The 13,030-nt window shown below is 56.8% G+C and carries 13 protein-coding genes and 1 pseudogene; 7 read left to right on the top strand and 7 right to left on the bottom strand.

Annotated features, from left to right (window positions below; translation table 11 throughout):
• Positions 1 to 180 precede the first annotated feature (180 nt).
• Positions 181 to 615 carry a hypothetical protein gene (locus FDP08_RS12190; RefSeq protein WP_137436414.1) on the top strand — a complete coding sequence of 145 codons (435 nt, stop codon included), beginning with the start codon at positions 181 to 183 and terminating at the stop codon, positions 613 to 615.
• A gap of 73 nt (positions 616 to 688) precedes the next feature.
• Here FDP08_RS12190 and FDP08_RS12185 read toward each other — a convergent pair.
• Positions 689 to 1,102 (bottom strand): annotated as a pseudogene (locus FDP08_RS12185) (EamA family transporter); the annotation flags it as partial.
• A 50-nt stretch (positions 1,103 to 1,152) separates the two neighbouring features.
• On the opposite strand from FDP08_RS12185, the gene FDP08_RS12180 reads away from it, so the two are divergent.
• Genes FDP08_RS12180 through FDP08_RS12170 form a run of 3 tightly spaced genes read left to right on the top strand, consistent with a single transcriptional unit; the run spans position 1,153 to position 2,248 of the window.
• Positions 1,153 to 1,422: a hypothetical protein gene (locus FDP08_RS12180; RefSeq protein ID WP_137436413.1), complete on the top strand. Its 270-nt coding sequence runs from the start codon at positions 1,153 to 1,155 to the stop codon at positions 1,420 to 1,422.
• Positions 1,419 to 1,757: a hypothetical protein gene (locus FDP08_RS12175; RefSeq protein WP_137436412.1), complete on the top strand. Its 339-nt coding sequence runs from the start codon at positions 1,419 to 1,421 to the stop codon at positions 1,755 to 1,757. The genes FDP08_RS12180 and FDP08_RS12175 overlap by 4 nt, the downstream gene beginning before the upstream one ends.
• Positions 1,727 to 2,248, top strand: a complete 522-nt coding sequence (locus FDP08_RS12170; RefSeq protein WP_137436411.1) for a pentapeptide repeat-containing protein — start codon at positions 1,727 to 1,729, stop codon at positions 2,246 to 2,248. The genes FDP08_RS12175 and FDP08_RS12170 overlap by 31 nt, the downstream gene beginning before the upstream one ends.
• A 244-nt stretch (positions 2,249 to 2,492) precedes the next feature.
• Here the strand turns inward: FDP08_RS12170 and FDP08_RS12165 are convergent, their stop codons facing one another.
• On the bottom strand, positions 2,493 to 3,329 hold the full coding sequence (locus FDP08_RS12165; protein ID WP_137436410.1) for an N-acetylmuramoyl-L-alanine amidase: 837 nt from the start codon (positions 3,327 to 3,329) through the stop codon (positions 2,493 to 2,495).
• 15 nt (positions 3,330 to 3,344) lie between these two features.
• Positions 3,345 to 3,911 carry a 3TM-type holin gene (locus FDP08_RS12160; RefSeq protein WP_137436409.1) on the bottom strand — a complete coding sequence of 189 codons (567 nt, stop codon included), beginning with the start codon at positions 3,909 to 3,911 and terminating at the stop codon, positions 3,345 to 3,347.
• Between the two features lie 1,129 nt (positions 3,912 to 5,040).
• On the opposite strand from FDP08_RS12160, the gene FDP08_RS12155 reads away from it, so the two are divergent.
• The gene (locus tag FDP08_RS12155) at positions 5,041 to 6,981 is read left to right on the top strand and encodes a DUF3604 domain-containing protein (protein ID WP_137436408.1); all 1,941 of its coding nucleotides are present in this window, start codon (positions 5,041 to 5,043) and stop codon (positions 6,979 to 6,981) included.
• A 381-nt stretch (positions 6,982 to 7,362) separates the two neighbouring features.
• Here FDP08_RS12155 and FDP08_RS12150 read toward each other — a convergent pair whose 3' ends face one another.
• On the bottom strand, positions 7,363 to 8,244 hold the full coding sequence (locus tag FDP08_RS12150; protein ID WP_137436407.1) for a DMT family transporter: 882 nt from the start codon (positions 8,242 to 8,244) through the stop codon (positions 7,363 to 7,365).
• Positions 8,245 to 8,531: 287 nt separating this feature from the next.
• On the opposite strand from FDP08_RS12150, the gene FDP08_RS12145 reads away from it, so the two are divergent.
• Positions 8,532 to 9,479 carry a LysR family transcriptional regulator gene (locus tag FDP08_RS12145; RefSeq protein WP_137436406.1) on the top strand — a complete coding sequence of 316 codons (948 nt, stop codon included), beginning with the start codon at positions 8,532 to 8,534 and terminating at the stop codon, positions 9,477 to 9,479.
• 103 nt (positions 9,480 to 9,582) lie between these two features.
• On the top strand, positions 9,583 to 9,897 hold the full coding sequence (locus FDP08_RS12140; RefSeq protein WP_137436405.1) for a hypothetical protein: 315 nt from the start codon (positions 9,583 to 9,585) through the stop codon (positions 9,895 to 9,897).
• Here FDP08_RS12140 and FDP08_RS12135 read toward each other — a convergent pair.
• Genes FDP08_RS12135 through FDP08_RS12125 form a run of 3 tightly spaced genes read right to left on the bottom strand, consistent with a single transcriptional unit; the run spans position 9,878 to position 12,956 of the window.
• A complete protein-coding gene (locus tag FDP08_RS12135; RefSeq protein WP_137436404.1) occupies positions 9,878 to 10,798 on the bottom strand; it encodes a branched-chain amino acid ABC transporter permease in 921 nt (306 codons plus the stop codon). The genes FDP08_RS12140 and FDP08_RS12135 overlap by 20 nt on opposite strands.
• A gap of 5 nt (positions 10,799 to 10,803) precedes the next feature.
• Entirely contained in the window at positions 10,804 to 11,694 is an 891-nt protein-coding gene (locus FDP08_RS12130; RefSeq protein WP_170979073.1) for a branched-chain amino acid ABC transporter permease, read from the bottom strand.
• Between the two features lie 44 nt (positions 11,695 to 11,738).
• Positions 11,739 to 12,956, bottom strand: a complete 1,218-nt coding sequence (locus tag FDP08_RS12125) for an ABC transporter substrate-binding protein (RefSeq protein WP_137436402.1) — start codon at positions 12,954 to 12,956, stop codon at positions 11,739 to 11,741.
• Between the last annotated feature and the right edge of the window lie 74 nt (positions 12,957 to 13,030).

Raw genomic sequence — 13,030 nt, 5'->3', positions numbered from 1 at the left:
GTATGCGCGTCAACCGGCGGCAGCAACTGTAAAGACTGTCAGCGTCAACGTAAAAGAAGTGCAAAGCGGCTCCTGATCGCCTGACATTACCCGGTAATTCCGTAACCTGAACTCAGGGAGCACACACATCGTGTCGGTGAGTGCTGGTATCCGGGATCTGAAAAGATCGGGAGATGAACGATGAAAAAGTTTCTGATCGGAAGTTGTCTTATCGGCCTGATGATGGCCACCGCTCCTGCCATGGCGGACTCTTACAAACGTGAAGATCACAAGGCGGGATACCATCAGAGGGTGGACCACGGAACGGGCGCGCCCCACCACAAGAAGTTTTTGACGTCCCAGCACCGTGACAGGTACGCCGACCATGGCTACCGGGACCGCAAGCACGGCTGGAAACACAAAAAGCACAGCAAGCGTCATCACGGCTGGAAGCACAAGAAATACCAGCAGCGCAAACACGGCTACCATGGCCACAAACGCCACTGGAACAACAGCCGGTACGACCGCCACTATGATCATGGCACCCGTTACCGGTTTCGCTACAACAGCGGCTCTCATCCGGCAGAGCGCCAGGTTTTAGAGGGCGCTCAGCTGCTTATCGATGTTACCCGCTGAGTATCCGGATTAAAGCCTCTGGCCGGCGCCCTTGAGCGGCGCCTTCCCAGAGTGCCAGAGCACCGGCGGCCGGCAGGATAACGATGATGCCGCCGAACCCACTGAACACGGCGAATACGCTCAGCAGGGTGAGCTTTTCCCGGAACAGGAAGACGGACAGCACCATAACCAGTATGGGGGCCGAATAGAACACGGCGTTGGCGGTGGCCAGCGGCAGATTTGCCAGGGCAACGACCATGCAGAGGATGCCTGCAAGGTGTATATGAGCCCGCACGGCGTGGATCTTGAAGCCGGAGAACAGGTGCTTCCTGTTGAGCTGTCCTGCCAGGGGCAGTAACAGCAGCAGGGTGATGACGCAGCGCAGGAAGGCAAACTGAAAGATCGGGGCACCGGGTTCGAGCAGCTTGATGAATACGTCGGATATGATGGCTATGGCGTTGCCGATCCCCAGCAGAAGGATTGCGCTGTTTACGGTTTTGCCTGACATGGGAACTCCTATTTCTGGTCTTGCTCGAAATTTGGGAGTTTGAGCCATCGATGGCTGACCCTGACCCCGTTTCAGTACCGCTCATTGTCAGAAAAATCCGGCTTGCCTATACTCGACTGAGAGGAAAAAACATCTACAGCTTAGGGAAAAGCCTGGGCAGATATTTTGACGTCCCGCACCCTGGCCATGTCATCCTCAGCGGAAGCGGACACAGCAATGGCTTTGCAGAAGAGCAGTTTTCACTTTCGCCGCCGTTGTGGTCGTTCCGTTGCAGTGATCCCGAAAAAGACCCAACACAGAGGTCAGAAATACCGCCATGAAAACAGACGTCCTGGTAATTCTGGCCGTGGCACTTACGATCGTTGCGGCGGGAGCCATACTGATTAATCCGGGTCTTGTCCTGCCCGAGCCGCCGGAGAGCGACGTGGATGACTTTGCGAAATGGGAAAGCGAGACGCGCCAGATGTTAATCCTCGTCATCGGCGGTTTGGCATCTTTTGCGACGATCCTTGTCGGTCTGGTCAAACTTGTTCAGATGTCTGCTGAAAAACGCGCTAAAGAGCAGCTTGAGCGGGACAAGCGCCTTGATATCGGGCGTCCCGGTTTGACGCTGCTGTTGCGCAGTTGGGTCAGGACGACACCGCCCTGCGCGTGAAGGCCCTGCACGAGCTTGAAGATCTGGCCGTCGCTCATCCCGGCCTTGTGGTGCCGACGATTGATCAACTGGCGTTAGCCCTACGGAACTGGCGCGCGCTTTCTGTTCATCCGATGTATCTTGATGCCGGTTTCGACGTCCCGAACGATACCGGTTTGCTTGTTGTTGCTCCGCCTTTGCTCCTTGAGCCGCTCGAGATGGAAAGCCAGCTGGCCATCGACATATTGGGCCGGTTGTTGGAGGATGCACGGGTGCCGGTCAACCTGAGCGATCTGAATTTCGACCGCGCGAAAGCTCACGGCGGGACGTTTCGCGACGTAGATTTTTCACGCTGTAGTCTGGTCTGTGCCGAGTTTTCGGGTGCTGTTCTGGACGGGGCGGAGATGAGCGGGACGAACATTCTGCATGCGACTGGGCTGACCGCTGAAAGCCTCAAAACGGCGCATAACACCGAGCATGCATGCGCGCTGTTACTCAGCGATACGGATTAAGAGATCCTGCATCAAGTAAGACTGGAGCTCGTCCCTACGCCGACAGGTCGGCTTTTCAAGTCAAACCTGTCCGAAAGAAGCATGACTCATTCGCGAGTTGTCAAAACGTCGTCAGATGTTTCTTGAATGCTTTTTTGCCCGGGAAAATCTCAATGGACTTCTCGGGACTTGGGAGTGCACGGATTATTCCACGAAATTGCATTAAATCGATCTGCCCCTTTATAGGCTACTGGAGATATACGGTCTAATCCGGATATTTGAGGTATTGGCTGCTTACCCAGCCCCGAGTGACGCACTCCACCTCTGCCCATCCATTGCGGTTTTCCAGGGTCCTCACAGTGGCTCCGCGCAGGATGGGCTCGGATACCGTGGGGTAGCTGACCCCCGGTCCGCTGCGGATGTTAAGCCGCTCCGTATCGACAATGGCGCGATCCCGAGGGCTGCCCCATTCGGCCTCGCCGTCCAGATCGCGGGTTTCGCCGAAAAAGCGAGCGCGCAAGCGGTCCAAAGGAAAGGCGGGCCCCGGGTCTACTTTGCGCAGGGGCGCGATTTCTTCGTGGCCCAGAATGTCGCGGATGCCGTAATACTCGATCAGCAGAGCACACAGATCCAAGACCCGCTGAATCTGCGTTTCGCTGTAGGCATGCCAGGCCGTGGGGGCACTCTGGTTGCGATGGACGCCAAAAAAGACGTCTTCTTGCGTGAACTTCCGTCCGAACCAAGCGCTGTATTGACCATTTCCATTGGGCTCCAGCTGGCCCGCGTTATCCAGCTCGATGCCGATCGCGTAGTGATTCAGGCCGGACCGGTCTTTCCAGGTACTGCGGCCGGCGTGCCAGGTGATCGTATTGAACGGCGCCAGTTGGTAGATGAGTCCGTCGCGGCCAATCACGGCGTGAGCCGAGGCCCGGCTTGACGGCTTGCAGAGGTGGCGCGCGGAACTTTCGGCGCTGCTGCCCCCGGTGAAATGAATGACTAGGGTATCTGGCCGTCCGGCTGGGAACTCGCCGCCGGTATTGGGGGTTTCGAACTCAAAATTGACGTTCCCATCGTCACTCAGCCAGTGATTCTCGATCTTCATGGGCAAGCCCTCCAATCAGCCAACGGCCCCATCGTCATCGAGCAGTGTCGGACGCTGTTTGTTGCCGGTCACCAGGCGACTGAATTTGTTGCTGGAGTTGGCTTTTTCAAAACTGCGCCCGATGGCCCAGGTTGCAACAATTCCGCCCCAGGCGACCCAGAACTCGCCGGGCAGCGGGAACATGGTTCGGTCTTCGCAATTCTTAATAACCCCCCCCGACTTCGTCTCTTCCGTGGTGCATTGCTTGAGCTGATCAGCGTTGCCGGACACCAAAAGGCTGAGGGGCAGCACAAAGTAGTTGAGGGCGATCATGATAAGGCCGAAATAGACCACGGAGGGGCGGGCCCGTTTGGTGTAGGTGTCTCCCTGCTGCAACTCGGCGAGCAGGATCCGCTCCTCAGCCTCCAAGTTCTTGCGGATAGTCTGCTCGATCTCAGACTCCCGCTCCATGAGCACCTGTTGCAGTTCCAGCTTGAAAGCCTGCTTTTCTTCTCTGGAAAGATTAAACCGGTCGATGGTGCTCCCCACCTTCTCGATCACATCGCCGACACCACCCGCGAAAAGCTTGCTGAACCAACTCATGGTCAACCTCCCTTTCCATTCGTATTAGCGCCCCAACGGCTCAATGGAGGGCATTGGTCTGACTATCCCATTGCACATTCCCTATTGGCAGTTGAGGGATACGACTGGACGAGAGGACATCACGGATAGGTCAGCCTGACCAGAATCATAGTCAGTGCCCGGGCGTAACGCGAATCGAGCTAGATCAGTGGAGTACTAAATTGGACACCCATCTCAGAATCTAATTAGGACACCCTCCTTAAGATTGAGATGCTCGCTCCGACCTACCAATTAGTCCCGCTCGTGCGACCTGATTAGGTCGCACGAAACGGACAATCCTTGCTGCACCGTGTTAAACCAGGTCGCGAAATCGAGACCCGCTGACCTGCTCGCAAAAAGACCGGCCGCGTACCCTCGGTTGACCGTTCTGGCTTTTCGCCCATTTGAGTATGTTGGCTTTTACAAGATCACGGACGTCTTGAGTCGAACAATTAGTGAAGGATTCGAATCAGGAAGCATCGTAATCCAACGAATCGACAATGTAGACAGTGTGGATAAAAGCCTATTTTCTAACGGACGAAGCCGCGGATTTATGCCTGAGGTAGTTTCAGAACTTAGGTCAAGAGGCGGTATCGAAGAGCCGCTGTTCGGTGAGCGGGGGCCAAAAATCGGTATTGCTCTAAAATTTGGCTAAGGCCCTCGTCCGGATCCTAAAGTCTGTCCGCGTGTTGCTCACTAAACAAAAGCAAACATTCACCCCTCACTCAGTCCGAACCCGTTTTCCTGCCTCAAACCTAAGAAATTTATCCTTGCTGGAGCTCTGGAATTCGTCCGAACATGAGTTTTTGTGAGGCCATTTTTTTTGCAAAGATGCCAGTAGAATTTATGGACAAATAACGAAAAACGGCCTATAAAAAAATTGTTATAGTTTAATTTGTACATCGCTGCGCACTTTATCAAGGCCACTTGGCAGCTAGCTGCATTGTCGGCATTTTTCTTCGCATTTGGCATTATTCAGCTTGCAGTGTTTTGCATTTTAAGCCCGCGAAAAGCCTAATAAGTGGCTGCTATCGGACCTACCTCGGCTGGCGATCCGGTGCTCCGCAAAGCCAAAGCGTTAGCCGAACTGCCCAGGGATAGGGAATAAATCATGAATTTGGAATCACGATCGTTTAACGCTCCAGTAAATGTGCAAAGGCTCATAGGTATCGCCATCGCCTTGCTGTGTGCTATCGGCGTGGCAGGGGCCCAAGACTTTGCAATCACCAAGGACGAGATCAAGGCGGGCAAGAAGGAATACTCGCCCTATCTCCACCAGGCCTACCCCAATCGTGTCTTCTGGGGCGACACCCATCTCCACACCTCCTTCTCTACTGATGCAGGCATGGTGGGCGACACCCTCGGACCGGAAGAAGCCTTACGTTTCGCCCGAGGCGAGCAGGCCATCTCCTCCTCCGGGGTGCCGGCGCGCCTGATCAGGCCCCTCGATTTTCTAGTCATCGCCGACCACGCCGAGAACTTGGGCCTCGCGCCGATGATCGAGGAATCGAATCCGGAGCTACTGAGAGATCCAATGGGCAAGAAGTACCACGACCTCGTGAAGTCAGGGGAAGGCTGGGAGGCCTACCAACTATGGAAGAAAAGCGGAGCGGAGCGGGAAGATTCCATGCCTAATCCGAGCCTTCAGCGTTCGGCTTGGGAGCGGATCATCGACGCGGTCGACAATTACAACGAGCCGGGTGTGTTCACTGCCTTTCATGGCTTCGAATGGACCTCGACGCCAGACCTGCGCAACCTGCATCGCAACGTCATCTTCCGGGATGGTGCAGAGGAGGCCAGGCAGGTCTTGCCGCTAAGCATCTTTGACAGTGTCGATCCGGAGGATCTCTGGGATTTCATGGAGGCCTATGAGAAGAAGACCGGAGGCAGGGCACTTGCCATCCCGCACGGCGGCAACCTGTCCCAGGGTTTGATGTTCGCGGTGGAGACGATGTCCGGTCAGCCGCTCGATGCCGCGTACGCCAAACGGAGGATGCGTTGGGAGCCGCTGTACGAGGTGACACAGATCAAAGGAGATGGGGAGGTACATCCCAGGCTATCACTCAATGACGAGTTTGCTGACTACTACCAGTGGGACAAGGGCGACTTCGGCCTCAATCCAAAGAAACCGGAAATGTTGCCGCACGAGTACGCGCGAAGCGCGCTCGGGATCGGGCTGGAGCAGGAGCAGAAGCTCGGAGCCAATCCGTTCAAGTTCGGGATGATCGGCGCCACCGACAGCCACACCTCGCTGGCCACGACGCGAGAAGAGAACTATTTCGGCAAGTTCGCCGGTGCCGAGCCCGGGTCGAAACATCGATTCGACGACTTGGTCTCGCAGGACCTGCGTGAGAACGGGGACGGAAGCCTGAACGTCTATCACTGGGAATCGCTCGCCTCCGGGCTCGCGGGGGTATGGGCCCGCGAGAACACGCGCGAGGCGCTGTGGGACGCGATGGCGCGCAAGGAGGTCTACGCGACGACCGGAACCAGGATGATCGTGCGGGTCTTCGCCGGCTGGGATTTCAAGCCGGACGAGGTCCATCGTCCCGACTTCGCGTCGCAGGGATACCAGCGTGGCGTGCCTATGGGCGGTGATCTGAGCGCGGCGCCAGATGGGGCCAAGCCACGTTTCATGGTTCGCGCCCTGCGCGATCCAGACGGGGCCAATCTCGATCGCATCCAGATCATCAAGGGCTGGGTCGATGCCGCCGGCAAGTCGCATGAACGCATCTTCGATGTCGCCGTGTCGGACGGCCGCAAGATCGATGAGAATGGTCGCAGCAAGACGCCGGTCGGTGACACGGTTGACGTCGCGAACGCGTCCTTCACCAACACCATTGGCGACGCACTCCTGGGGGGCTACTGGGAGGACTTCACTTTCGACCCGAAACAGCGGGCCTTCTATTACGTGCGCGTGCTGGAAATCCCGACACCGAGCTGGATCGCCTATGACGAGAAGATGTTCGGAACGCAGGCGCCGAAAGAGGCACTCCGCAAACAGCAGGAGCGAGTCTACACTTCGCCGATCTGGTATTCGCCGGTCGACTAGATGACTGATGTTGCTCTGAGCTCGGCGGCTCACAACCGGTTACAGCAGGCGGCTTTCGCCGCCGCTGAATTCTCGTGAAACCATAGTCATCTGCTGGTCTTTATCGAGTGCATCCTTTAAAACAAATATGAATGTTCGCTTTGCGCCGTAGCTTCAGTTTTGTGCATCCGCCAATCAACCTTTGGCACGCCACATTCAGTTTTGGTGTGACCTGATACGCTTAGGAGCCGGATTTTTCCAGTTTTAAATGGACCGAAATTCTGAGGTAGGGGCAGGACGTCGCAGTGACACTAGGTGGACCTGGGCAAAACCCTGTGGCGACTGACTTTGCAGCGACCTTTTTGGTGGTCAGTCCCTTTGCATCGTCGCTGGCCCAGGGTCTCAACTATTCGCTGGGTAAGCAGGGAGCACCCTGTGGCTCAGCTGACGCGAACGCAACCCCACCAGAATCAGCGGTACCACGATCATGGCACTGCCCACGGCGAACCAGAGATCGGGCATCTCATTGAAACCTATCCAGCCAATCAGCACCGCCCAGATCAGGCCCGTGTATTCCGCGCTTGTGACTTGATTGGCGTCTACCTGGCGGTAAGCCAGCAGCACGGTGATGTTGTAACCTAGAATAAAAAGCGCCGAGCCCAGAGCGCTGAACAGTATTGATGGGTCCCAGGCCGCCCCTTCTGCCAGCATCAGAACAAAACTGGCGGGCAGGATCAGCAGGTAGTTGAGCAGCAGCTTGTGAACCGTTGTCTGCTCTTTGGGCAGCTTGCGTACCATGACGGCGTTGATGGAAAGAGTAAGCGCAGCTGCCAGAGCGGCGATGGCGGCCCAGTTGAACTCTACCGGCCGCAGGATAACGACGATGCCGGCGAAGCCGCTGAATACGGCGATGACGCTCAGTGGGGTGAGTTTTTCCCGGAATACGATGGTGGATAGCACCATGACCAGGATAGGGGCAGCGTAAAAGACGGCATTGGCGGTGGCCAGCGGCAGGTTGCCAAGAGCAATGACCATGCACAGCAGGCCCGCCAGGTGTATGTGTGCCCGCACCGCATGGACCTTGAAGCCGGTGAACAGGTGTTTCCTGTTGAGCTGTCCTGCCAGGGGCAGTAACAGCAGCAGGGTGATGACGCAGCGCAGGAACGCGAACTGGAAAATCGGCGCACCGGGCTCCATCAGCTTGATGAATACGTCGGATATGATGGCCATGGCGTTGCCGATCACCAGCAGAAGGATTGCGCTGTTTACGGTTTTGCCTGACATGGGAACTCCTATTTCTGGTCTTGCTCGAAATTTGGGAGTTTGAGCCAGCGGGTAAGGCCTTTTCGAAATACGCTGTAAATACATCCCTGTACGCTCGAGCTCCGCCATCCATGGCTCCGCACGCTTTCGAAAAGGCCTTACCCGCTGGCTCCCATACTCCAGCGATGGCTCTCGGTGTTTTAAAACGGTCTTTTCGTTTCTCTACCTGAACTTTGTGATGGCATTCTATCGGTGTGCTAATATCCGATAAAATGATCTTTGCGCCATAGGTATTAGCAAAATAGATAATGAAGCTGCCACCCCTGAAATCACTGCCCGTTTTCGAAGCCGTTGCCCGGTTGAACAGCTTTTCGCTGGCCGCCGAGGAACTGGCTGTGAGTCAGAGTGCGGTCAGTCATCAGATCAAGCAGCTGGAGGCCTATCTGGGTGAGAAGCTGTTCTGGCGTAGTGGGCGAACGCTCGCGCTGACGGACGAGGGGCGGCAGTATCTGGATGGAGTCGGGTCGGCGCTGTTGCAGATTGAGCGGGTGAGTGAGCAGTTACTTGGGCATGAGGAGTCGCGGTTGCGACTGTCGGTGTTCAGTTCGTTTGCGGTGCGCTGGCTGGTGCCGCGGTTGCCGGATTTGCAGCGGGAGTATCCGCAGCTGGAGTTGTCGCTGGAGATGAGCAGTGAGAATCCGGTGTTGTCGGACCGGGTGGCGGACTGTTTTATTACCATAAAGCCGGCATCGTCGGCGTTCAGCTACGAGTTGTTGTACATCGAACGGCTGTTCCCGGTGTGCAGCCAGGATTACTGGCAGCGCATCCGGCGGGAGCTGGGGCGGGATTCGGAGGTTGAGGGGAGAGACGAGCCGGAGTTGTCACCGGAGGAAGTGTCCCGTTTCCCGCTGCTTTCCACCCACAGCATTTTCGATAAGGCCGCCGGTGACTGGGAAGCCTGGTATCGCGGGGTGGATCAGAGCATTCCCGGTACGGCGCGGATCCAGCATTTCAGTCACATGCTGCTGGCGTTGGAGGCGGCGCGTTACCATCAGGGCATCGCGCTGACCAATGATTACATGCTCAGTACACGGAAGGATTCGGGGGATTTTGTGCGGCTGCCCTGCCATTCGGTGATGACTGGTGACAAGTTCTACTTTGCCTGGAAAACCAGTCGCCGGCGGGAGAAGGGCATTCAGATTCTGCGGCGATGGCTTGTTGATGAGGCTATCAGGAGTGGTTTGCGAACGGAATGAAAATGATTCTTTGGGAACGTCGGGGGATAAATCGACGTTAACATAGTGAGTTCCACTCTAAGCTAATGTGTTCGCGTTGCCAGTTTTGAGGAGCAAGTTGATAATGAAGTACGTAGCCATGTTTGTCTTTGTGGGTATGATAGCCGGCACGGCGCCGGCATTGGCCGAGTCACCTCACGGTGGGGAGCTTCCACCCGGATTGCAGAAAAAAGTCGAGCGGGGTGAGCCGTTACCCCCGGGCTGGGAGCGGAAACTCAACTACCGTAAGGGTGATTATTTTGACCGGGAGTTGCTACGTTACGGTGATGTTCGAAATATCGACGGCGGTCGCCAGCGAGTTGAGGTTGAAGATCGTGTTTATACGATCTTGAAAGATACACGCGAAATCATTGATATCCTCAACCCCGCTTACGACTGACCAGTCGCTGGAGTTCACCGATGATGCCGCGACGGAATACCATGACGCAGACCACGAATATGGTACCGAGTATCACCTGTACCCAGGAGCCGTAGGCGGACAATTCGTGGCTGAGGGCACCCACGGTGATGGCGCCAACGACCGGGCCGAAGATGGTGCCCAGTCCGCCGACCAGTGTCATCAGAATGACCTCACCGGAGGTTTGCCAGTGAGCGCTAGTGAGCGCGGCAAACTGAAAAATGATCGCTTTGGTGGCACCGGCCAGCCCGGCCAGGGTGGCAGATATGACGAAGGCCAGCAGTTTGAAGTGATCCACGTCGTAGCCCAGGGACAGGGCCCGGGATTCGTTTTCACGAATCGCTTGCAGCACCTCACCAAACGGCGAGTTGATGGTTCGATAGATAATGCCGAAGCCGATAAGGAAAATGGCAAATACGAAGTAGTACATGGCGAGGGAGTTGTTCAGGTCAATCAGGCCGAACAGATTCCCCCGGGGAATACCCTGCAGACCATTTTCGCCGCCGGTGAAGGGCATCTGCAGGGCCAGGAAGTAAATGATCTGGGCGAGTGCCAGGGTAACCATGGCGAAGTAAATGCCCTGGCGGCGTATGGCCAGGAAACCGAAGGCTGCCCCGAGCACCGTGGCAAACCCCGCGCCGGCGAGTATGCCAAGCAGCGGGCTAAAGCCCCATTCCTTGGTGACGTAGCCGGTAATGTAAGCGGCACCGCCGAAGAACGCGGCGTGACCGAACGATAACAGGCCGGCGTACCCCAGTAACAGGTTGAAGGCACAGGCGAACAGTGCAAAGCACAGCAGGTCCATGACGAACACAGGGTAGGCAAACAGGGGGGCGGTCAGGCCTGCCACCAGCATGATGATAAAGAGGATGCGGTTGGTCATGGTGCTTATTTCTCCTTACCAAACAGGCCGGCGGGGCGGAACAGCAGCACCAGCACCATAAGGAAGAAAATTACGGTACTGGCGGCGGGTGGGTAGAACACCTTGGTCAGCCCCTCAACCAGTCCCAGGGCAAGGCCAGAGAGGATGGCGCCCATGATCGAGCCCATGCCGCCGATGACCACCACGGCAAACACCACGATGATCAGGTCCGCCCCCATCAGCGGGCTGACGGAGTAGATGGGAGCCGCCAGCACCCCGGCCAGGCCGGCCAGCCCGGCGCCGAAGGCGAAGGTCAGGGTGACCATGAGGGGGACATTCAGGCCGAAGGCCTGGGTCAGGTCAGGGTTCTCCACGCCGGCTCGCAGCCTGGAGCCGAGCTTGGTGTGTTCGATGGCCCACCAGGTGGCGAAACAGACCACCAGGGAAAACACGATGGCAAACAGACGGTAGGTCGGGAAGTACATGAACCCGAGGTTTACCACGCCACTGAGCGCTTCTGGCTGACCCGGGTAGGGCGTGCCGGAAACATTGAAATAGTTGGCGAACAGACCCTGTAGGATGAGCGTGATGCCAAAGGTGAGCAGCAGACCGTAAATATGGTCGAGCTCGTACAGCCGTTTGAGCATCAGACGTTCAATCAGCACTCCGAGAATGCCGACGATAACGGGTGCCACCAGCAGTGACGCCCAGAAACCGATCTGAAGGCTGATGCCGAACCATTGTTCCAGGAGAGAGTAGCCGATGAGGGCAATGAACGCCCCCAGCATGTACATGGCGCCATGGGCAAAGTTGATGATATTCAGCAAGCCGAATATCACCGCAAGCCCCAGGCTCAACATGGCATAAAACACACCCACGTTCAGCCCAAGCAGCGCCTGGGCCATTATGACCTGCATTGACACGTTGGCTATCTCCCCGGAAGCAGTGGTCAGTTCTACCGTTAGTTAACTAATGAACACTTGGATTCGGACAGCGGAATATACGCCTGCTCCGCCGGAATCTTCGATACCACTCTCAGCAGGTCCCATTCGCTTTCGGACTCCTCGGGCTTCTTCACTTCCACCAGGTACATATCGTGCAGCATGGAACCGTTCGCCATGATAGAGCCATTCTTCACGAACATGTCGTTCAGGGTCATCTCGCCCAGCTTGGCACGAACGGTGTCGCTGTCGTCGGTACCGGTTTCTTCAACCGCTTTCAGGTAGTTGGTAACGGCGGAGTAAACGCCGGCGTGTACCATGGTGGGCATGGCACCGTGGCGCTCAAAGAAGCGCTCTGACCAGGCTCGGGCTTCGTCGTTCTGGTTCCACACGAAGGCGGTGGTGAACTGCAGCCCCTGGGCAATGTCGAGGCCCATGCTATGCACGTCGGTGATGAACACCAGCATACCCGCCAGTTTCTGCCCGCTTTGCACGATCCGGAACTGGTTGGCCTGTTTGATGGCGTTCACCGTGTCTTGCCCGGCGTTGGCCAGACCAATGACGTCGGCGCCGGAGGACTGCGCCTGCAGCAGATAGGAAGAGAAATCGTTGGTGGACAGCGGCGCGTTGACGTTGCCAACCACCTCACCACCCAGGCTTTCCACTACCGCGCCGGTGTTGTCTCGCAGGGAATGGCCAAAGGCATAGTCTGCGGTGATAAAGAACCAGCTCTCGCCGCCATTCTTGACCATGGCTGTGGCTGTGCCCACAGGCAATGCGTGAGTGTCGTAGACATAGTGGATCCCATAGGGCGTGCACTGTTCCTCGGTAAGGGCAGTGGTGCCGGCCCCGGTGTTCATGGTGATAATCTTCTTGTCGTTGGCCAGTCCCTGCACCGACAGGGCGACAGAGGAGTTGTCGAGGGCCGTGATCATGTCGACTTCTTCGGCGTCGATCCACTCCCGGGCGGTGCTGGCGCCGATGTCCGGCTTGTTCTGGTGGTCGGCGGAGATGATTTCCACCGGCTGGTCGAGGACGGAACCTCCAAAGTCTTCGACGGCCATTTCGGCAGCAATCACCGCGCCGGGACCTTCCAGGGCCTTGTAAACCCCGGACATATCGCTGAGTACACCAATCTTGAGCTTACCGTCTGTCAGTTCGGCGGTTGCAGTGAGCGGCATTGCCAATGTGGTTATTGCAATGGCGCTTGCCAGACCTTGTTTCCAGAGCTTGAACATAGTGGGATTCCTTTTCTTGTTAGGTTCACGGTCTTATCAGATTCAGGGTCGGTGCGCTTGCGGCGAACCTGGCC

It is taken from the genome of Marinobacter panjinensis, from assembly GCF_005298175.1.
GTDB classification, from domain to species: Bacteria; Pseudomonadota; Gammaproteobacteria; order Pseudomonadales; family Oleiphilaceae; genus Marinobacter; species Marinobacter panjinensis.
The sequence above is the reverse complement of the archived record's forward strand: the minus strand, read 5'-3'. Positions and strand labels throughout refer to the sequence as shown.

Coding starts and splice junctions, on each gene's coding strand:
- FDP08_RS12190 (WP_137436414.1), top strand. CDS start 181: ATGAAAAAGTTTCTGATCGGAAGTTGTCTTATCGGCCTGATGATGGCC.
- FDP08_RS12125 (WP_137436402.1), bottom strand. CDS start 12,956: ATGTTCAAGCTCTGGAAACAAGGTCTGGCAAGCGCCATTGCAATAACC.
- FDP08_RS12135 (WP_137436404.1), bottom strand. CDS start 10,798: ATGACCAACCGCATCCTCTTTATCATCATGCTGGTGGCAGGCCTGACC.
- FDP08_RS12175 (WP_137436412.1), top strand. CDS start 1,419: ATGAAAACAGACGTCCTGGTAATTCTGGCCGTGGCACTTACGATCGTT.
- FDP08_RS12160 (WP_137436409.1), bottom strand. CDS start 3,911: ATGAGTTGGTTCAGCAAGCTTTTCGCGGGTGGTGTCGGCGATGTGATC.
- FDP08_RS12150 (WP_137436407.1), bottom strand. CDS start 8,244: ATGTCAGGCAAAACCGTAAACAGCGCAATCCTTCTGCTGGTGATCGGC.
- FDP08_RS12155 (WP_137436408.1), top strand. CDS start 5,041: ATGAATTTGGAATCACGATCGTTTAACGCTCCAGTAAATGTGCAAAGG.
- FDP08_RS12165 (WP_137436410.1), bottom strand. CDS start 3,329: ATGAAGATCGAGAATCACTGGCTGAGTGACGATGGGAACGTCAATTTT.
- FDP08_RS12130 (WP_170979073.1), bottom strand. CDS start 11,694: ATGCAGGTCATAATGGCCCAGGCGCTGCTTGGGCTGAACGTGGGTGTG.
- FDP08_RS12140 (WP_137436405.1), top strand. CDS start 9,583: ATGAAGTACGTAGCCATGTTTGTCTTTGTGGGTATGATAGCCGGCACG.
- FDP08_RS12145 (WP_137436406.1), top strand. CDS start 8,532: ATGAAGCTGCCACCCCTGAAATCACTGCCCGTTTTCGAAGCCGTTGCC.
- FDP08_RS12180 (WP_137436413.1), top strand. CDS start 1,153: ATGGCTGACCCTGACCCCGTTTCAGTACCGCTCATTGTCAGAAAAATC.